This window comes from Mycobacterium sp. SMC-17 (assembly GCF_045310915.1).
Taxonomy (GTDB): domain Bacteria; phylum Actinomycetota; class Actinomycetes; order Mycobacteriales; family Mycobacteriaceae; genus Mycobacterium.
In genome coordinates, this window is record NZ_JBJIAK010000028.1 from 16,632 (window position 1) to 35,230 (window position 18,599).

General features: G+C 68.8%; 20 protein-coding genes. 10 read left to right on the top strand and 10 right to left on the bottom strand.

From position 1 onward, the window contains the following. Nucleotides 1–23: 23 nt before the first annotated feature. Nucleotides 24–764, bottom strand: a complete 741-nt coding sequence (locus tag ACJH7A_RS18195; protein WP_244872685.1) for an Lrp/AsnC family transcriptional regulator — start codon at nucleotides 762–764, stop codon at nucleotides 24–26. Nucleotides 765–829: 65 nt separating this feature from the next. On the opposite strand from ACJH7A_RS18195, the gene ACJH7A_RS18200 reads away from it, so the two are divergent. From ACJH7A_RS18200 to ACJH7A_RS18220, 5 genes are all read left to right on the top strand, one after another. Beyond that, on the top strand, nucleotides 830–1,705 hold the full coding sequence (locus tag ACJH7A_RS18200) for a transketolase (RefSeq protein WP_406802486.1): 876 nt from the start codon (nucleotides 830–832) through the stop codon (nucleotides 1,703–1,705). Beyond that, a complete protein-coding gene (locus tag ACJH7A_RS18205) occupies nucleotides 1,702–2,718 on the top strand; it encodes a transketolase family protein (protein WP_406802487.1) in 1,017 nt (338 codons plus the stop codon). The genes ACJH7A_RS18200 and ACJH7A_RS18205 overlap by 4 nt, the downstream gene beginning before the upstream one ends. Further along, the gene (locus ACJH7A_RS18210) at nucleotides 2,715–3,932 is read left to right on the top strand and encodes an aminotransferase class III-fold pyridoxal phosphate-dependent enzyme (protein ID WP_406802489.1); all 1,218 of its coding nucleotides are present in this window, start codon (nucleotides 2,715–2,717) and stop codon (nucleotides 3,930–3,932) included. Before ACJH7A_RS18205 ends, ACJH7A_RS18210 begins: the two co-directional genes overlap by 4 nt. Beyond that, entirely contained in the window at nucleotides 3,929–5,038 is a 1,110-nt protein-coding gene (locus ACJH7A_RS18215; protein WP_406802490.1) for an alcohol dehydrogenase catalytic domain-containing protein, read from the top strand. Before ACJH7A_RS18210 ends, ACJH7A_RS18215 begins: the two co-directional genes overlap by 4 nt. A 144-nt stretch (nucleotides 5,039–5,182) precedes the next feature. Further along, complete coding sequence (locus ACJH7A_RS18220) at nucleotides 5,183–5,398, top strand: DUF3073 domain-containing protein (RefSeq protein ID WP_318987077.1); 216 nt, start codon at nucleotides 5,183–5,185, stop codon at nucleotides 5,396–5,398. 61 nt (nucleotides 5,399–5,459) lie between these two features. On the opposite strand, the gene purM is transcribed toward ACJH7A_RS18220, so the two are convergent. Both purM and purF read right to left on the bottom strand, forming a co-directional pair. After that, on the bottom strand, nucleotides 5,460–6,542 hold the full coding sequence (gene purM, locus ACJH7A_RS18225; RefSeq protein ID WP_406775817.1) for a phosphoribosylformylglycinamidine cyclo-ligase: 1,083 nt from the start codon (nucleotides 6,540–6,542) through the stop codon (nucleotides 5,460–5,462). Between the two features lie 63 nt (nucleotides 6,543–6,605). Then, nucleotides 6,606–8,138 carry an amidophosphoribosyltransferase gene (purF, locus tag ACJH7A_RS18230; RefSeq protein WP_406775827.1) on the bottom strand — a complete coding sequence of 511 codons (1,533 nt, stop codon included), beginning with the start codon at nucleotides 8,136–8,138 and terminating at the stop codon, nucleotides 6,606–6,608. A 207-nt stretch (nucleotides 8,139–8,345) separates the two neighbouring features. On the opposite strand from purF, the gene ACJH7A_RS18235 reads away from it, so the two are divergent. After that, complete coding sequence (locus ACJH7A_RS18235; RefSeq protein WP_406775818.1) at nucleotides 8,346–9,698, top strand: DoxX family protein; 1,353 nt, start codon at nucleotides 8,346–8,348, stop codon at nucleotides 9,696–9,698. A 3-nt stretch (nucleotides 9,699–9,701) separates the two neighbouring features. On the opposite strand, the gene ACJH7A_RS18240 is transcribed toward ACJH7A_RS18235, so the two are convergent. From ACJH7A_RS18240 to ACJH7A_RS18250, 3 genes are read right to left on the bottom strand one after another with little or no spacing between them, the layout of a single operon-like run. Then, on the bottom strand, nucleotides 9,702–10,082 hold the full coding sequence (locus ACJH7A_RS18240) for a sterol carrier family protein (protein ID WP_406775819.1): 381 nt from the start codon (nucleotides 10,080–10,082) through the stop codon (nucleotides 9,702–9,704). Nucleotides 10,083–10,135: 53 nt separating this feature from the next. Then, nucleotides 10,136–12,424 (bottom strand): phosphoribosylformylglycinamidine synthase subunit PurL, encoded by a 2,289-nt coding sequence (purL, locus tag ACJH7A_RS18245; RefSeq protein WP_406775820.1) that lies wholly within the window; start codon nucleotides 12,422–12,424, stop codon nucleotides 10,136–10,138. A gap of 51 nt (nucleotides 12,425–12,475) precedes the next feature. Continuing rightward, nucleotides 12,476–12,898 carry a DoxX family protein gene (locus ACJH7A_RS18250; protein ID WP_212813465.1) on the bottom strand — a complete coding sequence of 141 codons (423 nt, stop codon included), beginning with the start codon at nucleotides 12,896–12,898 and terminating at the stop codon, nucleotides 12,476–12,478. A gap of 136 nt (nucleotides 12,899–13,034) precedes the next feature. Here ACJH7A_RS18250 and ACJH7A_RS18255 point away from each other — a divergent pair, with 136 nt between their 5' ends. Beyond that, on the top strand, nucleotides 13,035–13,205 hold the full coding sequence (locus tag ACJH7A_RS18255) for a hypothetical protein (RefSeq protein ID WP_212813467.1): 171 nt from the start codon (nucleotides 13,035–13,037) through the stop codon (nucleotides 13,203–13,205). Nucleotides 13,206–13,209: 4 nt separating this feature from the next. Here ACJH7A_RS18255 and ACJH7A_RS18260 read toward each other — a convergent pair whose 3' ends face one another. Together ACJH7A_RS18260 and ACJH7A_RS18265 are read right to left on the bottom strand one after the other, a co-directional pair. After that, nucleotides 13,210–13,563 (bottom strand): VOC family protein, encoded by a 354-nt coding sequence (locus tag ACJH7A_RS18260; protein ID WP_020098783.1) that lies wholly within the window; start codon nucleotides 13,561–13,563, stop codon nucleotides 13,210–13,212. A 9-nt stretch (nucleotides 13,564–13,572) separates the two neighbouring features. Continuing rightward, the gene (locus ACJH7A_RS18265) at nucleotides 13,573–14,832 is read right to left on the bottom strand and encodes a M18 family aminopeptidase (protein WP_406802491.1); all 1,260 of its coding nucleotides are present in this window, start codon (nucleotides 14,830–14,832) and stop codon (nucleotides 13,573–13,575) included. A gap of 51 nt (nucleotides 14,833–14,883) precedes the next feature. Between ACJH7A_RS18265 and ACJH7A_RS18270 the strand changes: the two genes are divergently transcribed. Both ACJH7A_RS18270 and ACJH7A_RS18275 read left to right on the top strand, forming a co-directional pair. Next, on the top strand, nucleotides 14,884–15,900 hold the full coding sequence (locus tag ACJH7A_RS18270; protein ID WP_212813471.1) for a Dyp-type peroxidase: 1,017 nt from the start codon (nucleotides 14,884–14,886) through the stop codon (nucleotides 15,898–15,900). After that, the gene (locus ACJH7A_RS18275; RefSeq protein ID WP_212813478.1) at nucleotides 15,897–16,694 is read left to right on the top strand and encodes a family 1 encapsulin nanocompartment shell protein; all 798 of its coding nucleotides are present in this window, start codon (nucleotides 15,897–15,899) and stop codon (nucleotides 16,692–16,694) included. Before ACJH7A_RS18270 ends, ACJH7A_RS18275 begins: the two co-directional genes overlap by 4 nt. Nucleotides 16,695–16,921: 227 nt before the next feature. On the opposite strand, the gene purQ is transcribed toward ACJH7A_RS18275, so the two are convergent. Continuing rightward, the gene (gene purQ, locus ACJH7A_RS18280) at nucleotides 16,922–17,596 is read right to left on the bottom strand and encodes a phosphoribosylformylglycinamidine synthase subunit PurQ (protein ID WP_406802492.1); all 675 of its coding nucleotides are present in this window, start codon (nucleotides 17,594–17,596) and stop codon (nucleotides 16,922–16,924) included. Further along, on the bottom strand, nucleotides 17,593–17,832 hold the full coding sequence (gene purS / locus ACJH7A_RS18285) for a phosphoribosylformylglycinamidine synthase subunit PurS (protein ID WP_020098778.1): 240 nt from the start codon (nucleotides 17,830–17,832) through the stop codon (nucleotides 17,593–17,595). The genes purQ and purS overlap by 4 nt, the downstream gene beginning before the upstream one ends. A 111-nt stretch (nucleotides 17,833–17,943) precedes the next feature. On the opposite strand from purS, the gene ACJH7A_RS18290 reads away from it, so the two are divergent. Continuing rightward, on the top strand, nucleotides 17,944–18,594 hold the full coding sequence (locus ACJH7A_RS18290; RefSeq protein WP_212813480.1) for an MBL fold metallo-hydrolase: 651 nt from the start codon (nucleotides 17,944–17,946) through the stop codon (nucleotides 18,592–18,594). Nucleotides 18,595–18,599 lie beyond the last annotated feature (5 nt).

An 18,599-nucleotide genomic window follows, 5' to 3' on the forward strand; every position in this document is an offset into this window, starting at 1 on the left:
GCCCGCCGAAATTTCTTCGGTATTTACCGGATCGGCCGACGCATCTCGTCGTAACCGCTGACGTATTCCATGTGCTGGACGCCGATGTAGTGGTCGAACATGATGCTGGTCGTCGTGGCCGCGACGGGGCCGGAACTGAGCTTGGTCGCGACGAAGTCGCGCAGCTGACTGGTCGACGTGCACGCCACATGGATCAGGAAGTCGTCCGGCCCGCCCATGTGAAACACGTTGAGCACCTGGGGAAACCGGATCACCCGACTGGCGTAGCTCTTCACCTGATCGCGCGCAGACGCGGGCAGCCGCACGAAAACGATTGCCTGCACCGGGAATCCGAGCGCCTCGTAGTCCACGAACGCGTTGATCGACCGGATGACACCGAGCTGCTCGAGCCGCTTGATCCGCGCATGGCAGGTCGACGGCGCGATCCCCGCCTTGCGGGCCAACTCATTGTTGGTGCGCCGGCCGTTGGTGGTCAGCTCCCAGAGCAACAACTCGTCGATCTCGTCGGTCTTGACCTCTCCGACCCGGTCGTCCTCATACCGCTGCATCTGAACCTCCTCGTGCCACAGCCTGAAGCCGCGGCGTCCGCGCCCGAGTTCGGGCAGCACATCCTTCGGCGCATCTCGGACAATACGGGCCGCAGCCGAAAAAAGAGTCTTGTTCGCCGGAGTTTCCGAACGAAATTCGGTTGTACCCGTCCAGCCTCGAAAGATCTCCCACCATAGCGTGAGGCCGACCACAGCCGGAACTGCGATCAGCGCCATACCCGTTGCGCCACATCGCCTTTGGCACACCCCGGTCGGCACCACCCACTGCAAGGGAGCAGCAGATGATTCCACCAACGGGAACGCCCGACCGGGCGGCGGCACTGGAGCAACTCGTCGACCGGGCGAAGTTCATCCGGCTCGAGACCGTGCGACTGTCCCGGATCGCCGGCGCCGGCCACTACACGTCGTCCTTCTCGGCCGCCGAGCTGTTCGCGGCCCTGTACTACTCGGTCCTGAAATACCGCCCGGCAGAACCGAAATGGGCCGACCGTGGCCGGTTCGTCCTGAGCAAGGGCCACGCCGCCATCGGCCTGTACCCGGTGCTGGCCGATGTCGGCTTCTTCCCGCCGTCGGCGCTCGACGACTACACGCGCCTGGGCAGCCCGTTCGGCGATCACCCGGACATGAAGAAGATCCCGGGCATCGATTTCAGTTCGGGCTCGCTCGGCCACGGCCTCTCCATCTCCGTCGGCATGGCCTTCGCCGGACGGGTCGGCGACCGCCCGTACCGCACCTTCTGCATGTTGGGCGACGGCGAGTTGCACGAGGGCCAGATCTGGGAGGCCGCCAACGCCGCCGGGCACTACCGCCTCGGAAAGCTGGTCGCGATCGTCGACCGTAACCAGTTGTGCATCGACGGCTTCACCGATGACGTGATGAGCGTCGAGCCCATCGAAGACCGCTTCGCCGCCTTCGGCTGGCAGACCCACCGCGTCGACGGGCATGACCCCGCCGCGCTGCTGGATTTGTTCGGCACCCTGCCCGACAAACCCGACGGCCCACCACAACTCATCGTTGCCGACACGGTCAAGGGCCGCGGCGTGCAGCTCATGGAATACAACCCCGATTGGCACGTCGGCAACCTCGTCGGCGCCGACTACGACGACGTGATCGCGGAACTGCAGGCCGGCCTGCGTCCGCTGGAGGCAGCGAAATGACCGAAACCCAGGACCAGGCAGAGATTTTCGGCGGCGGCGCCACCGAACTGCGCGACAAGCGCTCGTTCGACGGCAGCGACGTCAGTTCGATTCCCGCGTTCGTGTTCGGTGAGGAACTGGCCGACCTGGCCGACCACGATCCGCGCGTCGTCGTGCTGACGGCCGATCTGGCGAGCGCCAACCGGGCCACCGATTTCTCGGCGCGCCACCCGAACCGGTTCTTCAACATGGGCATCGCCGAGAAGGGCATGATCACGTCCGCGGCCGGTATGGCGTCGTGCGGCTACGTGCCGTTCGCCGCGACGTTCGCGTCGTTCTCGGCACTGCTGTGCGCCGAGCAGATCCGCACCGACTGCGCGTACCCGCGGATGCCCGTGCGGATCGTCGGACACCACTCCGGCATGTCGATGGGGTTCTACGGCACCAGCCACCACGCGCTGGAAGACCTTGGCGTACTGCGCACTTTCGCCGAACTGACCGTCGTCTGCGCGACCGACGCCAACCACCTGCGCGCGATCCTGCGGGCGTCCGTCGACCACCCGGGCGCGATGTACATCCGGCTGGGCCGCGGCCGTGACCCCGAGGTCTACCCGACGGTGCCCGAGCTCACCTTCGGCAAGGCCATCCGGCTGCGCGACGGCCACGACCTGACCATCATCGCCACCGGCAGCGAGGTCCACCCGGCCCTGGAGGCCGCGGCGATCCTGGCGGACGAAGGCATCAGGACCCGCGTCGTCGACATGCACACCGTGGCGCCGCTCGACATCGACGAGGTACTCGCCGCCGCGCACGAGACCGGCGCCATCCTCACCGTCGAGGAACACAACGTCACCAACGGTCTGGGGTCGGCGGTCGCCGAAGCGCTGTTCCTGAACTGCGCGCCCACCGTGCCGTTCGCCAAACACGGTGTGCCCGACGAGTACATCCCCGTCGGTCCCCCGGCGGCGCTGTATGCCAAGTACCGGCTGGACGCACCCGGTGTCGCGGCGGTGGCCCGGGAGCTGTTGCGATGATCGACCACAACGACACGGCCCTGACCAAACGGGCCCGGCTCGTCGTCCCCGGCGGCATGTACGGACACATGAACGTGCGGTCGTTCTCGGCCACGCTGCCGCAGTACATGGCCACCGGCGAGGGCTGCCGCATCACGGACACCGACGGCAACACGTACCTGGATTTCATGTGCGGCTGGGGCCCCGTGGTGCTCGGCCATCGCAATCCCGCTGTACAACAAGCGGTTTCGGAGCAGATCGCCAAGGGCGACTGCCTCAACGGCGCGGCTCCGGTGATGGTGGAACTGGCCGAACTGCTCGTCGACACCGTGGCCCACGCCGACTGGGCGATGCTGGCCAAGAACGGCACCGACGCCACCACCGCGTGTGTGACGATCGCGCGCGCGGCCACCGGGCGGCGCAAGGTGCTCATCGCTCACGGGGCGTATCACGGTGCGGTGCCGTGGTGCACCCCCGTGACGGCAGGGGTGACGCGTGAGGACCGGGCGCATCTCGACTACTTCGAGTACAACGACCTCGATTCCCTTCGCGCCGCTGTCGACCGCGCCGGCGGCGATCCTGCCGCCGTCATCGTCTGCCCGTTCCGGCACGACGTGTACCGCGATCAGGAACTGGCCGATCCGTTGTTCGCCAAGGGGTTACGCGAACTGTGCGACCGCACCGGCGCGGCGCTGATTCTCGACGACGTCCGCTGCGGCTTCCGGCTGGACCTCGCCGGTAGCTGGGAGCCGCTGGGCGTGCGTCCCGATCTTTCGGCGTGGTCCAAGGCCATCGCCAACGGTTACGCGCTGGCGGCGGTGACGGGCACCGACGCGATGAGAGAAGCGGCCGGCAGCATCTACGCCACGGGGTCGTTCTGGTACTCCGCGGTGTCGATGGCGGCCGCGCTGGCGACCATCCGGGAACTGCGCGACACCGACGCGATGCAGCGCATGTCCGACTCGGGTCAGCGCCTGCGCGACGGGCTGGCGGCCCAGGCCCGCGCGCACGGCTTCGAGGTCGTGCAGACGGGGCCGGTGCAGATGCCACTGCTGCGGTTCGCTGGTGACGACGACTTCAGCCAGACCCGGCTGTGGTGCGACGAGGCCGGTGCCCGCGGCGTCTACCTGCACCCGTACCACAACTGGTTCCTCAGCGCGGCCCACACGGCAGCGGACATCGACGACGCCCTCGACCGCACCGACGACGCCTTCGCGGCATTGGCCCGGCGATGAAGATCACCGGTGCAGTCCTCGAGGAGTCCGGGCGGCCGCGGCCGTACGCGCAGTCACGGCCGATCACCGTCGGCGAGGTGGAGCTGGCGGATCCCGGCCCGACCGAGCTGCTGGTCCGGATCGAGGCGGCCGGCGTATGCCACTCGGACCTCAGCGTCGTCGACGGCAACCGGCCCCGCCCGCTGCCGATGCTGCTGGGGCACGAGGCCGCCGGTGTCGTCGCCGGCGTCGGTGACGCCGTCGGCGACATCCGCCCCGGGCAGCGCGTCGTGATGTCGTTCCTGCCCCGCTGCGGCGAGTGCCCCGACTGCGCCGAAGGCGGCCGCCTGCCGTGCCCGACCGGATCCGCGGCGAACGCCGCCGGCACGCTGTTGGCCGGCCGCCGTCTGAGCGCGGCCGGCCGGCCCGTGCACCACCACCTCGGCGTCTCCGGTTTCGCCACCCACGCCGTCGTCGACCGGGCCTCCGTCGTGCCCGTCGGATCCGATGTCCCGCCCGACGTCGCCGCGATGCTCGGCTGCGCCGTGCTGACCGGCGGTGGTGCGGTCCTCAATGTCGCCAGGCCCGCGCCGACCGACAGCCTGATGGTGGTCGGTCTCGGCGGCGTCGGCATGGCGGCCGTCATCACCGCGCGGGCGCTGCAGGTCGCGCGGGTCATCGCGGTCGACACCGCCGCGGACAAGCTCGGCCAGGCGGCCGCGCTGGGCGCGACCGAGACTTACACCGCAGGTCAGGCCGCTGAACTCGGCATCAAGGCCCGGCACGTCATCGAGTGTGCCGGGCATCCCCGCGCCTTCGAGACGGCCTTCGGCGCGACGCTGCCGGGCGGCAACACCATCACGGTGGGCCTGCCGGCCGCGGCCGCACTGGCCGCCATCTCACCGCTGACGGTCACCGCCGAGGCCAGGACGGTCGTCGGCAGCTATCTGGGCTCGTCGGTCCCGGCCCGCGACATCCCCAGGTACGCGCAACTGTGGCGCGACGGGAAGCTGCCGGTGGAGAAGCTCATTTCCGCGCGGATTCGGCTCGATCAGATCAACGAGGCGATGGATCGGCTGGCCGACGGGCAGGCCATTCGTCAGGTCATCCTGTTCGACCAGGGCTGACGATTCGGCCCCCAGACCCCCGTAAGGGTGGCCTGCCAGCATGAGACCGCCGGGCACGGTAAGCTAACGGCAGGACAATAAACACACTCAGATCGGAGCCGCCTGCACATCGGGCCGCTCCGTTATTGCGCGAGGGGGTCCCCCATGGGCCGCGGCCGAGCAAAGGCAAAGCAGACCAAGGTTGCTCGAGACCTTAAGTACAGCTCACCGCAGACCGATTTCGGTCGGCTGCAACGAGAGCTCTCGAACGACCCCGTTGGTTACCGCACCAGTGCCTTCGATGACGACCTGGGCGACGACGACTCGGACGACGAGCCCGCCGGTCGCTGGGCCGTTCCCGAAGACGACTGGCGTCACTAGACCCCACGAGCGGCCCTGAGTCCCAAGGCCGCCGGCCCAGCCCCCGCGCACGACCTGAAGGTCAGAAGCGCGGGTGCTGGCCCACCAACTCGGCGCGAACGCTGCTCTTGCCACCCTTGTTGACGGTGCCCAGGGTCCAGCAATCCAGGTGCCGGGCAGTCAGAATCGCCAGTGCGCGGTCGGTGTCCTCCGGCGCGACGACGGCGACCATGCCGACACCCATGTTGAACGTCTTCTCCATTTCGGCACGCTCCACGCGGCCGCGCTGGGCGATCATCTGGAACACCGGCGCCGGCGTCCAGGTGCCGCGGTCCATCTCGGCGGTCAGGCCGTGCGGAATGACGCGTTCCAGGTTCCCGGCCAGTCCACCACCGGTGACGTGGCAGAAGGTGCGCACCTGGGTCTCGGCGGCCAGTGCCAGGCAGTCCTTGGCGTAGATGCGGGTCGGCTCCAGCAGCTCTTCACCGAGCGTGCGGCCGAACTCCTCGACGTGGCCCGACAGGCTCATGCGGTCGATCTCGAGCAGCACCTTGCGGGCCAGCGAGTAGCCGTTGGAGTGCAGGCCGGTGGCGGCCATGGCGATGATCACGTCGCCGGGGCGGACGTTCTCGGGGCCCAGGAGGTCGTCGGCCTCGACGACGCCGACGCCGGTCGCGGAGATGTCGTAGTGGTCTGGCTCCATCAGGCCCGGGTGCTCGGCGGTCTCACCGCCCAGCAGCGCACAGCCGGCCTGGACACAGCCGTCGGCGATGCCCGAGACGATCTCGGCCACCCGCTCGGGCACGGTCCGGCCCACGGCGATGTAGTCCTGCAGGAACAGCGGCTCGGCGCCACACACCACGAGGTCGTCCACGACCATCGCGACGAGGTCGATGCCGACGGTGTCGTGCTTGTCCATGGCCTGCGCCACGGCGAGCTTGGTGCCCACGCCGTCGGTCGACGAAGCCAGCAGTGGCTCGCGGTACCCGGCTTTCAGGCCGAACAGCCCGGCAAAACCTCCGAGGCCGCCGCGTACCTCGGGGCGGGTGGCCTTCTTGGCGTGGGGCTTGAACAATTCGACGGCGCGATCGCCTGCCTCGATGTCAACCCCCGCCGAAGCGTAGGAGGCGCCAATCGATTCAGCTCGCTCATCCTGGCTAGTCATCGGCCCCAAGGCTACCGGTCGCACCCTCGCGGATGCACGTCGCGCCTGTTGACGGGCGTCAGGTCAGGGACGGCGCAGGGCTGAGGCGTTGTCGTTGTCGGCCGTCAGGGGCAGGCCGGTGCGGGCCGCCGACGCCAGCATGTGCTCGACGACGTTCTTGCCGAGGGCAGCTTCACCTGGCAGTTCGATCGGGTAGTTGCCGTCGAAGCAGGCCGCGCACAGCCGGGAGGCGGGCTGCTCGGTGGCAGCGATCATGCCTTGCCGGCTGATGTAGCCGAGGGAGTCGGCGCCGATCGCGTGCCGGACCGCCTCGAGCATCTCGTCCTCGCTCGCCTCGGTGCTCTTGGCGTTGGCGATCAGCTCGGCGGGGGTGGCGAAGTCGATGCCGTAGAAGCACGGCCACTTCACCGGCGGCGACGCGATGCGCACGTGCACCTCGACGGCGCCGGCCTCACGCAGCATGCGGACCAGGGCGCGCTGGGTGTTGCCGCGGACGATCGAGTCGTCGACGACGATCAGCCGCTTACCGCGGATGACTTCCTTCAGCGGGTTGAGCTTGAGCCGGATGCCGAGCTGGCGGATGGTCTGCGACGGCTGGATGAAGGTGCGCCCGACGTAGGCGTTCTTCATGAGGCCCTGACCGAACGGGATACCCGAGCCCTGCGCGTAGCCGACGGCCGCGGGCACGCCCGATTCGGGCACGCCGATGACCAGGTCGGCGTCGACGGGCTTCTCCTCCGCCAGGCGGCGGCCGATTTCGACACGCGCGGCATGCACCGAACGGCCGGCGATGGTGCTGTCCGGACGGGCCAGGTAGACGTACTCGAAGACGCAGCTCTTCGGTTCGGGGTTGGCGAACCGGGTGGAGCGCACGCCGTCGGCGTCGATGGCCAGCAGTTCACCGGGCTCGATGTCGCGGACGAACGACGCGCCGACGATGTCCAGTGCGGCGGTCTCGGAGGCGACGACCCAGCCGCGGTCCAAGCGGCCCAGGGACAACGGACGGACGCCGTGCGGGTCGCGCGCGGCGTACAGGGTGTTCTCGTCCATGAAGGTCAGGCAGAACGCGCCGCGCACCTGCGGCAGCAGTTCCAGCGCGGACTGCTCCAGGCTCGAGTCGGCGGCGCCGTGCGCCAGCAGGGCGCCCAGGATGTCGGAGTCGGTGGTGGCGGCGACATGGCCACGCGCGTTGATCAGGCCGTCTTCGCGGGCCCGGGCCGCCAGTTCGGCGGTGTTGACCAGGTTGCCGTTGTGGCCGAGCGCGACGCCGGTGCCGGCGGCGGTGTTGCGGAACACCGGCTGCGCGTTCTCCCACGTCGTGGAGCCGGTGGTGGAGTAGCGGCAGTGTCCGACGGCGACGTGGCCGTGCATGGCGGCCAGGGTCTGCTCGTCGAACACCTGACTGACCAGACCGAGGTCCTTGAACACCAGGATTTGAGATCCGTCAGCGACGGCGATGCCTGCCGCTTCCTGCCCTCTGTGCTGCAGCGCATAAAGGCCGTAGTACGTGAGCTTCGCCACGTCCTCGCCAGGGGCCCAGACCCCGAATACGCCGCATTCCTCGCGTGGCTCGTTCTCGGTCTGTTCGGTCACGATAGGGCTGCTCCCGGGGAGGCGGTTGGTGACAGGAATGAGTCTACGGTCCAGCCGGGCGGGAAACGGAATCGAATCTTCTGTCTGTCGGCGCGTCGCCCACCGGAGGCGCACGCGTCGGGCCTGTTTCGGACTCGGCCCCCGCGCCGCGGACGACTTCCCGCCCGGCCGCACACCGTCTCATCAGCCCACTTCAGTCCGGCTGTTTATATGGGTTTCGTGGCCAGTCAATTATCAGAGAGCCCTGATCCTCCCGTCCTCGACCCCGTCACCGCCGACGCGACCCGGCCATGGTCGAGCGTGACGAAGATCGCATTCAGATTCTGCTTTCTGTACTTCGGCCTGTTCTGTGTGTTGTTCGCGCAGATCACTTTTGCCTTCTTCGGGATCGTGGGCGAGTTCCTGCCGAAGCTCGCCGTGATGTGGCAGATGACCGTGCTGGCCCCGCCGCTGAAGTGGGTCGGCCGCGAGGTCTTCGGCGTCGACGCCGTGCTGCACCAGGACTCGGGCAGTGGCGATCAGACCGTGGTGTGGGTGATGGTGTTCAGCCTGGCGGTCGTCGCAGCCGTCGGGACCGCGGTGTGGACCGTGCTGGACCGGCACCGGCCCGACTACGCGCGGCTGTCGGCGTGGTTCCTGACGTTCGTGCGCTTGTGCGTCGCCGGGCAGATGCTGTTCTACGGTTTCGCCAAACTGGTGCCCACCCAGATGCCGTCACCCCCGCCGTCCGCGCTGCTGCGGTCCTTCGGCGACTTCAGTCCGGCCTCGGTGCTGTGGCTGCAGGTGGGCAGCTCGCCTCCGTACGAGATGACGCTCGGCGCCGTCGAGGTGCTGGCCGGATTGCTGATGTTCCTGCCCCGCACCGCGACGCTGGGGACGCTGCTCGGGCTGGCCAGCATGGCCCAGGTGTTCCTGTTGAACATGACCTTCGACGTGCCGGTCAAGATCCTGTCCGGCCACCTGCTGCTGATGAGCCTGGTACTGCTCGCCCCGCAGCTGCGCCGGCTGACGGACCTGTTCGTCCTGCAACGCCCGTCGGAGCCGGTGACCCAACCACCGCTGTTCAGCTCGGAGCGCGCCAATCGCAGAGCCGCCACCGCGCAGGCCGTGCTGGGTCTCTGGGTACTGGTCGGATGCGTCTTCGCGAGCTGGCAGGCGTGGCACGCCTACGGCGGCGGCATGGCCAAACCCGAGCTGTACGGCATCTGGGCGGTCCGGGAGTTCAGCGTTGACGGCAAGCCGGTCCCGCCGCTGACGACCGATCAAACCCGTTGGCAACGCGTGGTTTTCGAGAAGGACGGCGCGCTGACGTACCAGCGGATGAACGGCGAACTGGTCGACGCCCCCACCACGGTCAAGTCCGACACCATCACGGTGTCCGAACCCGGCGGCGCGGCACTGGCCGAGCTGAAGGTGTCACGGCCGTCGGCCCAGCAGCTGCAACTGACCGGCACGCTGCACGGGCGCCCGGTGCAGATCGCCCTCGATCAGGTCGACCTCGATCAATTCACGTTGCGCAACAGGGGCTTTCACTGGGTGCAGGAATACCCGTTCTTCAAGTGAGCCCTACAGCTCGACCAGCGGCAGCCACGGGCCGATCTCCCGTGCCCGTGACCCGGACATCTCGATGGCGCCCGCCGCGTCGTCCAGCGACAACAACCCGGTGGCCAACAGCAGCCAGGTGCGCGGGTCCGTCTCCACCACGTTGGGCGGATTGCCGCGGGTGTGACTGAGGCCCGAAATGCACTGCACCGCAACGAATGGCGGCACGCGGACCTCGACGCTGGCGCCGGGCGCGACGGCCGCCAGCGTGCGCGCCGTCAGCCGGACGGCCTCCGCGATCGCGGCGCGCGGCGGCGTTTCGGCGTGCTCGTCACGCAGCCAGTCGGCGACGAGCAGCACCGCCGCCCGGGTCTGGGCCGGGTCGGGCGCCTTGCGCGTCACCATCTCAGGGATTTGTGCACGATTTTCCGCGGTGGGCGCGGATTTTCGTGCACAAATCACTCATGGGAGAACAGGGCGGGCAGCACGCTCTCGGAAGTTGTGCGCAGTTCGTCCAGCGTGACGCTGAACTGACCCTGCACCTCCACCGAGTCGCTGCCCGGATCGACCACGCCGATGCGGACGGCCGGCAGTTCGCGGGCCTCGCACATCGCCATGAAGCGGCTCTCCTCGGTGCGCGGCACCGCGACAAGGACGCGGCCCGACGACTCGGAGAACAGCTGCACGAACGGGTCCGCATCCTCGGGAAGCAGGACGCGGCAACCGGTTTCGCCGGCCAGGGCCGCCTCGACGACGGCCTGGATGAGCCCGCCCTCGGACAGGTCGTGGGCGGCCGAGATCAGGCCGTCGCGCGAACCCGCGGTCAGCACCTCGGACAGCAACTGCTCGCGCTTGAGATCGACACGCGGCGGCACGCCACCGAGATGGTCGGCCGTGACCTGGGCCCAGACCGAACCGTCGAACTCGTCGTAGGTGTCGCCCAGCAAGATCAGCGTTTCGCCCGGCTCCAGGCCGATGCCGGTCGGGATGCGGCGGTGCACGTCGTCGATGACGCCGAGCACGCCCACCACCGGGGTCGGCAGGATCGCGGTGGAGCCGGTCTGGTTGTAGAAGCTGACGTTGCCGCCGGTGACCGGAATACCAAGGGCCGCACAGCCATCCGCGAGGCCGCGCACGGCCTGCGAGAACTGCCACATGACGCCCGGGTCCTCCGGCGAACCGAAGTTGAGGCAGTTGGTGACGGCCACCGGCGTCGCGCCGGTGACGGCGACGTTGCGGTAGGCCTCGGCCAGCGCCAGCTGCGCGCCGGTGTACGGGTCCAGCTGCGTGTAGCGGCCCGAGGCGTCGGTCGACACCGCGATGCCGCGGCCGGTGGCCTCGTCGATGCGCAGGACGCCGCCGTCGGCGTGCTCGGCCAGCACGGTGTTGCCGCGGACATAGCGGTCGTACTGCTCGGTGATGAACGCGCGGCTGCACAGGTGCGGGCTGCCGAGCAGCTGCAGCAGGGTGGCGCGCAGCTCGTCGCCGGTCTTGGGCCGGGGCAGGTTGGCGGAGGTGTCCGCGATCAGTGCGTCCTGGGTGTGGGGGCGCTGGACGGGCCGGTTGTAGACCGGGCCCTCGTGGGCGACGGTGCGCGGCGGCACGTCGACGACGGTCTCGCCGTGCCAGCTGATCTTCAGCCGGTCACCGTCGGTGACCTCACCGATGACGGTCGCCAGGACGTCCCACTTGCGGCAGACGGCCATGAACGCGTCGACGTTCTCCGGCGTCACAACGGCGCACATGCGCTCCTGCGACTCGCTGGAGAGCACCTCGGCCGGGGTCATGTTGGCGGCGCGCAGCGGCACCTTGTCGAGGTCGATGTGCATGCCGCCGTCGCCGGCCGATGCCAGTTCCGAAGTGGCACAGGACAATCCGGCGCCACCGAGATCCTGGATACCGACCACGAGATGCGCGGCGTAAAGCTCGAGACAGCACTCGATGAGCACCTTCTCGGTGAACGGGTCGCCGACCTGGACGCTCGGCAGCTTCTTGCGGCCGGCGCCGGACTCGTCACCCGAGAAGGTGTCGGAGGCCAGCACCGAGACGCCGCCGATGCCGTCGAGGCCCGTGCGGGCGCCGAACAGGATGATCTTGTTGCCGGTGCCGGACGCGAACGCCAGGTGCAGGTCCTCGACACGAAGCGCGCCCACGCAGAGCGCGTTCACCAGCGGGTTGCCGGCGTAGGACGGGTCGAAGATGGTCTCGCCGCCGATGTTCGGCAGGCCCAGCGAGTTGCCGTAGCCGCCGACGCCGCGGACGACGCCGTCGAGCACGCGGCGGGTGTCGGGCGCGTCGGCCGCGCCGAAGCGCAGCTGGTCCATCACCGCGACCGGGCGGGCGCCCATCGCCATGATGTCGCGGACGATGCCGCCGACGCCCGTGGCCGCGCCCTGGTAGGGCTCGACGTACGACGGGTGGTTGTGCGATTCGACCTTGAAGGTGACGGCCCAGCCGTCACCGATGTCGACGACGCCGGCGTTCTCGCCGATACCGGCCAGCATGCCGGCGCGCATCTCGTCGGTGGTGGTCTCACCGAAGTAGCGCAGATGCACCTTCGAGGACTTGTACGAGCAGTGCTCGCTCCACATCACCGAGTACATGGCCAGCTCGGCATCGGTGGGCCGACGGCCGAGGATCTCGCGGATGCGCTGGTACTCGTCATCCTTGAGACCGAGCTCGCGATACGGCTGCGGCTGGTCGGGCGTGGTAGTCGCGTTATTGACGGTATCGACCGAGGACGTCACGCAGAGAGTCTACCGTTGCCGACCTGGCCCGCCCGCCACGGCGAGCGCCGGCTACTCGTCGCCGCTGACCAGCACCTTGAGCAGCGCCGGCCGCCGCAGGATGAGCGCGCCCCAGATCAGTAGTCCGAAGGCCACCGCGAAGACCACGGGGAACCACGCCTCTTGATGCATGTCGATGGTCACGGCACCGCCGAGATAGGCCGTCAGCCCGACCGCGCCCAGCACTGCGGTGCGGGGGATCACCCACACGATGATGCAGGCCAGCAGCACCCACCCGATGACGTACGTCTGGTAGGGCGGGAAGCCGATGCCCTCGGTCGCGGTGCGCGCGAACTCCATCCCGAGAATCTTCGGAATGGCATCGGCCAGCAGGAACAGCAGGAGGAAGGCGCTCAGGACGAGGCCGGCCTTCTGCGGTGTGGTGCGACCGGCCCATACGGCCCGTGATTGCGATACATCCTTGGCGTCGGCCATGGCGGACTCCGTTCTCGATCGGCGGTTCAACACTAAGTCGACTCGCCCGAGCGGGGGAACTCATCGCGGCGGCCCTCATAGCGGGCTGCTAGGTAGGACCCATCGGGGCCTCATCCCGCGCTCTTAGCGTGGCCGGATGAGACTTCACATCGGACTCAACCGGGGTGCGATCGCGGTGCTGGCCGTGATCGCGGCCCTGGTGTGTATCTGTGCCGGCGCCATCGTCGTCGCGTCCAAGGCGTGGCATGCCGCGTCGGAGCCGGTGGTGTCCACCGGCGTCGAACTGGTCGAGCAGGCCGGTCCCTAGCCCGTCAGGCCGCGCCCGCGATGCAGAACGCGTTGCCTTCCGGGTCGGCCAGCACCACCCAGCGGGCCACCTCGCCGAAGGCATGACGCTCGGTTTCCGTCGCGCCCGCGGCTTTGAGGCGCTCGAGCTCGGGCTCGATGTCGCCTTCGAGGTGGAAGTCCAGGTGCAGCCGGTTCTTGCCGGGCGTCGGGTCGTCGACCTGCTGGAAGCCCAGATTCGGGCCCTCCGGGAAGTTGACGACGAAGAACTCCCCCGGCATCAGGGTGTGCACCTTGCCGCCGAATTGCGCGGCCCACCAGTCGGCGAGGGCCTGTGCGTCGGTGCAGTCGAATGTGACCATCTCCACTTTGAGTGCCATGGTCGAACTCTAGGCGGGTGCCAGGAACGCCTGCAGCGCCGCGGCGTAGGCCGGCACGTCGAGCGCGCCCATCACCTCGCGTGCCGAGTGCATAGCCAGCTGCGCGGCGCCGACGTCGACGGTCGGGATGCCGGTGCGGGCGGCGGTCATCGGGCCGATGGTCGATCCGCACGGCAGGTCGGCGCGGTGCTCGTACCGCTGCAGCGGTACCCCGGCTTGCGCGCAGGCCAATGCGAACGCCGCGGCGGTCCGGCCGTCGGTGGCGTACCGCAGGTTGGGTTGCACCTTGAGCACTGGGCCGCCGTTGACCTCGATGAGGTGCCCCGGTTCATGCCGCTCCGGGTAGTTCGGGTGCGTGGCGTGCGCCATGTCGCCCGAGGCCACCATCGAGCCGGCCAGCCGGCGCAGCAGATCCTCGCGCGTTCCGCCGGCCGCCAGCACGATGCGCTCCAGCACCGTCGGCAGCAGATCGGACTGCGCGCCGTGGTCGGACGTCGACCCGACCTCTTCGTGGTCGAACAGCGCCAGCACCGGAACGTAGTCGGCAGCCGGCGCGGCCAGGAATGCCTCCAGCCCGGCGTAGCAGGTGCCTTGGTTGTCGAGCCGGGGTGCGCTGACGAGCTCACTGTCGGCGCCGATCAGCCGAGAGGGCGTCAGGTCGTGCGTCATCAGGTCGGCGGCCAGGACGTCGGCGCCGTCGACGCCCGCCCGCTCGGCGACGAAGGCCAGGAAGTCACGGGTTCCGGTCCCGACGCCCCACACCGCGTTGACGTGCCGCTGCGGGTCGAGGCTGACGCCCTTGCGGTCGTCGGACAGGTGGATGGCCAGCTGCGGCACCCGCAGGATCGGGTCGTCGATCCGGACCAGGACGTCCTCGACGGTGTTGCCGCGCCGCACCGACAGCCGGCCGCTGATGCCGAGGTCGCGGTCCAGCCACGAGTTCAGCCAGGCGCCGCCGTAGGGCTCGAGCGCCACGACCTGCCAGCCGCTGACGAACCGGTCGGGGTGCTGCTTGACCCGCAGGTTGGGGCTGTCGGTGTGGCCGCCGACGATGCGGAAGGGCTTCGGCGCCTCCGTCGCCCGCCACGCCACCAGCGAGCCGGCCCGCACCGTGAAGTAGTTACCGGGAGAGGCGGGCCAGGCGTCGGTCTCGGCGAGTTCGGTGAAGCCGGCGGCGGTCAGCCGCGCGGCCACCGTCGCGCACACATGGAACGGCGAGGGCGACGCGTCGATGAACCCGCAGAGGCCTGCGGCAGTAGCTCCGGTCATGAGGCCATCATCACCCGGAAATCCGTTGCCGTTGCCGCTAGGGTCGAGTTCGTGTGTCCCGCACGGCCTCAGCCCGTTCTCACCACGTTGACATCTGCTGCCATCTTTCTCATCGCCACCATCGATGAGGGCGCCGAGCCCGAAGTGCACGATGCGCTCACCGGGCTGTCCGGACTCGTTCGGGCAGTTGGATTCCGCACGCCCGCAAGCCGTCTGAGCCTCGTGACCGGCATCAGCTCGGACGCCTGGGATCGCTTGTTCAGCGGGCCGCGGCCGGCCGGGCTGCATGAGTTCCCGGAATTGCAGGGTGCGCGTCACCACGCGCCGTCGACGCCGGGCGACCTGCTGTTCCACATCCGGGCGAACGCCATGGACGTGTGTTTCGAGCTGGCCAGCCAGATTCTGAAGTCACTCGACGGCGCGGTGACGGTGATCGACGAGGTACACGGATTCAAGTTCTTCGAGAACCGCGACCTGCTCGGCTTCGTCGACGGCACCGAGAACCCGGACGGACCGGATGCCGTGGTCGCCGCGCTGGTCGGCGACGACGATCCCGAATTCGCCGGTGGCAGTTACGTTCACGTGCAGAAGTACCTGCACGACATGGCGTCGTGGGAGTCGCTCAGCGTCACCGAGCAGGAACGGGTGATCGGCCGCAGCAAGCTCGAGGACATCGAGATGGCCGACGACGTCAAGCCACCCAACTCACACCTGGCCCTCAACGTCATCGAGGACGACGACGGTAACCAACTGCAGATCGTGCGGGCCAACATGCCGTTCGGCCGCGTCGGCTCAGGGGAATTCGGCACGTACTACATCGCGTACTCGGCCGACCCGGCCGTCACCGAACGCATGCTGCGAAACATGTTCATCGGCGATCCGCCGGGCAACACCGATCGCATCCTGGATTTCTCCACGGCAGTCACCGGAGTGTTGTTCTTCACTCCCACAGTCGATTTCCTCGATGCGCCGCCGCCCCTGCCCGCCGCAGCACCGGCCGAACCCGAAGCCCAACCCACGTCAACTGGCACCCTGTCCATCGGCAGTCTGAAAGGTCAACCGCAATGAACAACCTGTACCGCGATCTCGCTCCGATCACCGCGGCCGCGTGGGCCCAGATCGAAGAGGAGGCCGCCCGGACGTTCAAGCGGCACATCGCCGGCCGTCGCGTCGTCGACGTGAGCGAGCCGGGTGGACCGAAGACGGCCGCGGTCAGCACCGGCCATCTCGTCGATGTCACGTCGCCGGCCGACGGTGTGGTGGCGCACCTTCGGGAAGCCCGGCCGCTGGTGCGGCTGCGGGTGCCGTTCACGGTGACCCGCACGGCGATCGACGACGTCGAGCGCGGCGCGCAGGACTCCGACTGGGATCCGGTGAAGGAAGCCGCCAAGAAGCTGGCGTTCTCGGAGGACCGGGCGATCTTCGAGGGCTACCCGGCCGCGCAGATCGAGGGCATCCGCGCCGCCAGCTCCAACCCGGCGCTGGCGCTGCCGAGCGACCCGCGGGGCTACCCGGACGTGATCTCGCAGGCGCTGTCCGAGCTGCGTCTGGCCGGTGTGGACGGGCCGTACTCGGTGCTGCTGTCGGCGGAGGCCTACACCAAGGTCAGTGAGACCACCGAGCACGGCTACCCGCTGCTGGAGCACCTCAACCGCCTGGTCGACGGTGAGATCATCTGGGCGCCCGCCATCGACGGCGCGTTCGTATTGTCCACGCGCGGAGGCGATTTCGACCTGCAGCTGGGCACCGACGTGACCATCGGCTACCTGTCGCACGATGCCGAGACGGTGCAGCTGTACCTGCAGGAGACGCTGACGTTCCTGTGCTACACCGCCGAGGCGTCGGTCGCGCTCGACAGCTGACGCATCGGTTGCTCCCCCGCACCACCGCATTGATCCTGTACCCAGGGCGCACTTCTTCGAGTGAGGTGCGCCCTCAGGTCAGGGTCAACAGGTCGGGATGCTCGAATCGAGTTGACCCTGAACCCTGGGCGCAGCTGCGTCGGCCACGCCAACGAGGGTGCGCCTAGCGCGTCTCGCGGGCGATTTTCGCGATCTGTATGCACCCTCGCGGGCAAGCCAGAACGGCGTCAGGCGCTCAGGACCGCGTCGAGTGCCGAGAAGAAGATGCCGAGTCCGTCGTCGGACGGGCCGGTGAGGGCCTCGGTGGCGTGTTCGGGGTGCGGCATCAGGCCGACGACGCGGCCGTTGGCCGAGCTGATCCCGGCGATCGAGCGCATCGAACCGTTCATGTTGTCGCGGTAGCGGAAGACCACGCGACCTTCGCCTTCGAGCTCGTCGAGCACGCTCTCCGACGCGACGTACCGTCCCTCACCCGACTTGAGCGGGATCAGGATGTCGGCGCCGGGTTCATAGCGGCTGCTCCACGCGGTCGACGTCGCGGTGACCTCGAGCCACACGTCGCGGCAGATGAAGTGCAGACCCTCGTTGCGGGTCAGCGCGCCCGGCAGCAGCCCGGCCTCGCACAGCACCTGGAAGCCGTTGCAGATGCCCAGCACGGGCATGCCCTTGCCGGCCGCTTCGACGACCGAGGTCATGACGGGCGCGAACTTGGCGATGGCGCCGCAGCGCAGGTAGTCGCCGTAGGAGAAGCCGCCGGGGACGATGACGGCGTCGACGCCCTTCAGGTCCGGATCGGCGTGCCAGAGGCTGACGGACTCGCCGCCTACGGCCCGGACGGCGCGCGCTGCGTCGACATCGTCGAGCGTGCCGGGGAAGGTGATGACACCGACCTTGGTGGTCATGCGTTCTCCCGGTGCACCGAGAAGTCCTCGATGACGGTGTTGGCCAGCAGCGTCTCGGCGACGTGCTCCAGCGTCTCGTCGGACACGGTGTCGTCGACCTCGAGTTCGAAGCGCTTGCCCTGGCGGACGTCGGACACTCCGGTGATCCCGAGGCGCCCCAGCGCTCCCACAATCGCCTGGCCTTGCGGGTCCAGGATTTCGGCCTTGGGCATCACGTGCACAACGACGCGGGCCACGCGCGCTCCTTTGTTCGGGTCGGATTGCTCTGCCGAGGCGAGCGTAGCGACGGGAAGACATCTGTACTCTACCGGCGCCCTTGTGCGCCGCGATGCCCGCACAATGGACTGATGGAGCTGACGCACTTCGGACATTCCTGCCTGTTGGCCCGATTCACCGACGGCGACGCGCAGGCGACGGTCCTGTTCGACCCGGGCAACTTCTCGCACGGGTTCGAGGGCATCACGGGACTGGACGCCATCCTGATCACTCATCAGCACCCCGACCACGCCGATCCGGCCCGGCTGCCGGCCCTGGTCGAGGCGAATCCGCAGGCCAAGCTGTATGCCGACCCCATGACCGCGGCGCAGCTGGGTGGCGCGTGGCAGGCCGTGCACGTCGGCGACACGGTGTCGATCGGTCACCTGACGGTGCGCGGCGCAGGCGGCAAGCATGCGGTGATCCACCCGGAGATTCCGATCATCGACAACATCTCGTACCTGGTCGGTGATGCTGGTCACGCTGCCCGCCTGATGCACCCGGGCGACGCGCTGTTCGTGCCGGACGAGCCGGTCGAGGTGCTGGCCGCACCGGCCGCCGCTCCGTGGATGAAGATCGCCGAGGCCGTCGACTTCCTGCGGGCCGTCGCGCCGCAGCATGCGGTGCCGATCCATCAGGGCGTCGTCGCCGAGCAGGCCAAGGGCATCTACTACGGCCGCCTCGACGAGATGACCGACACCGACTTCCGGGTGCTGACGCCCGAGCAGGAGATGCGGTTCTGAACGCG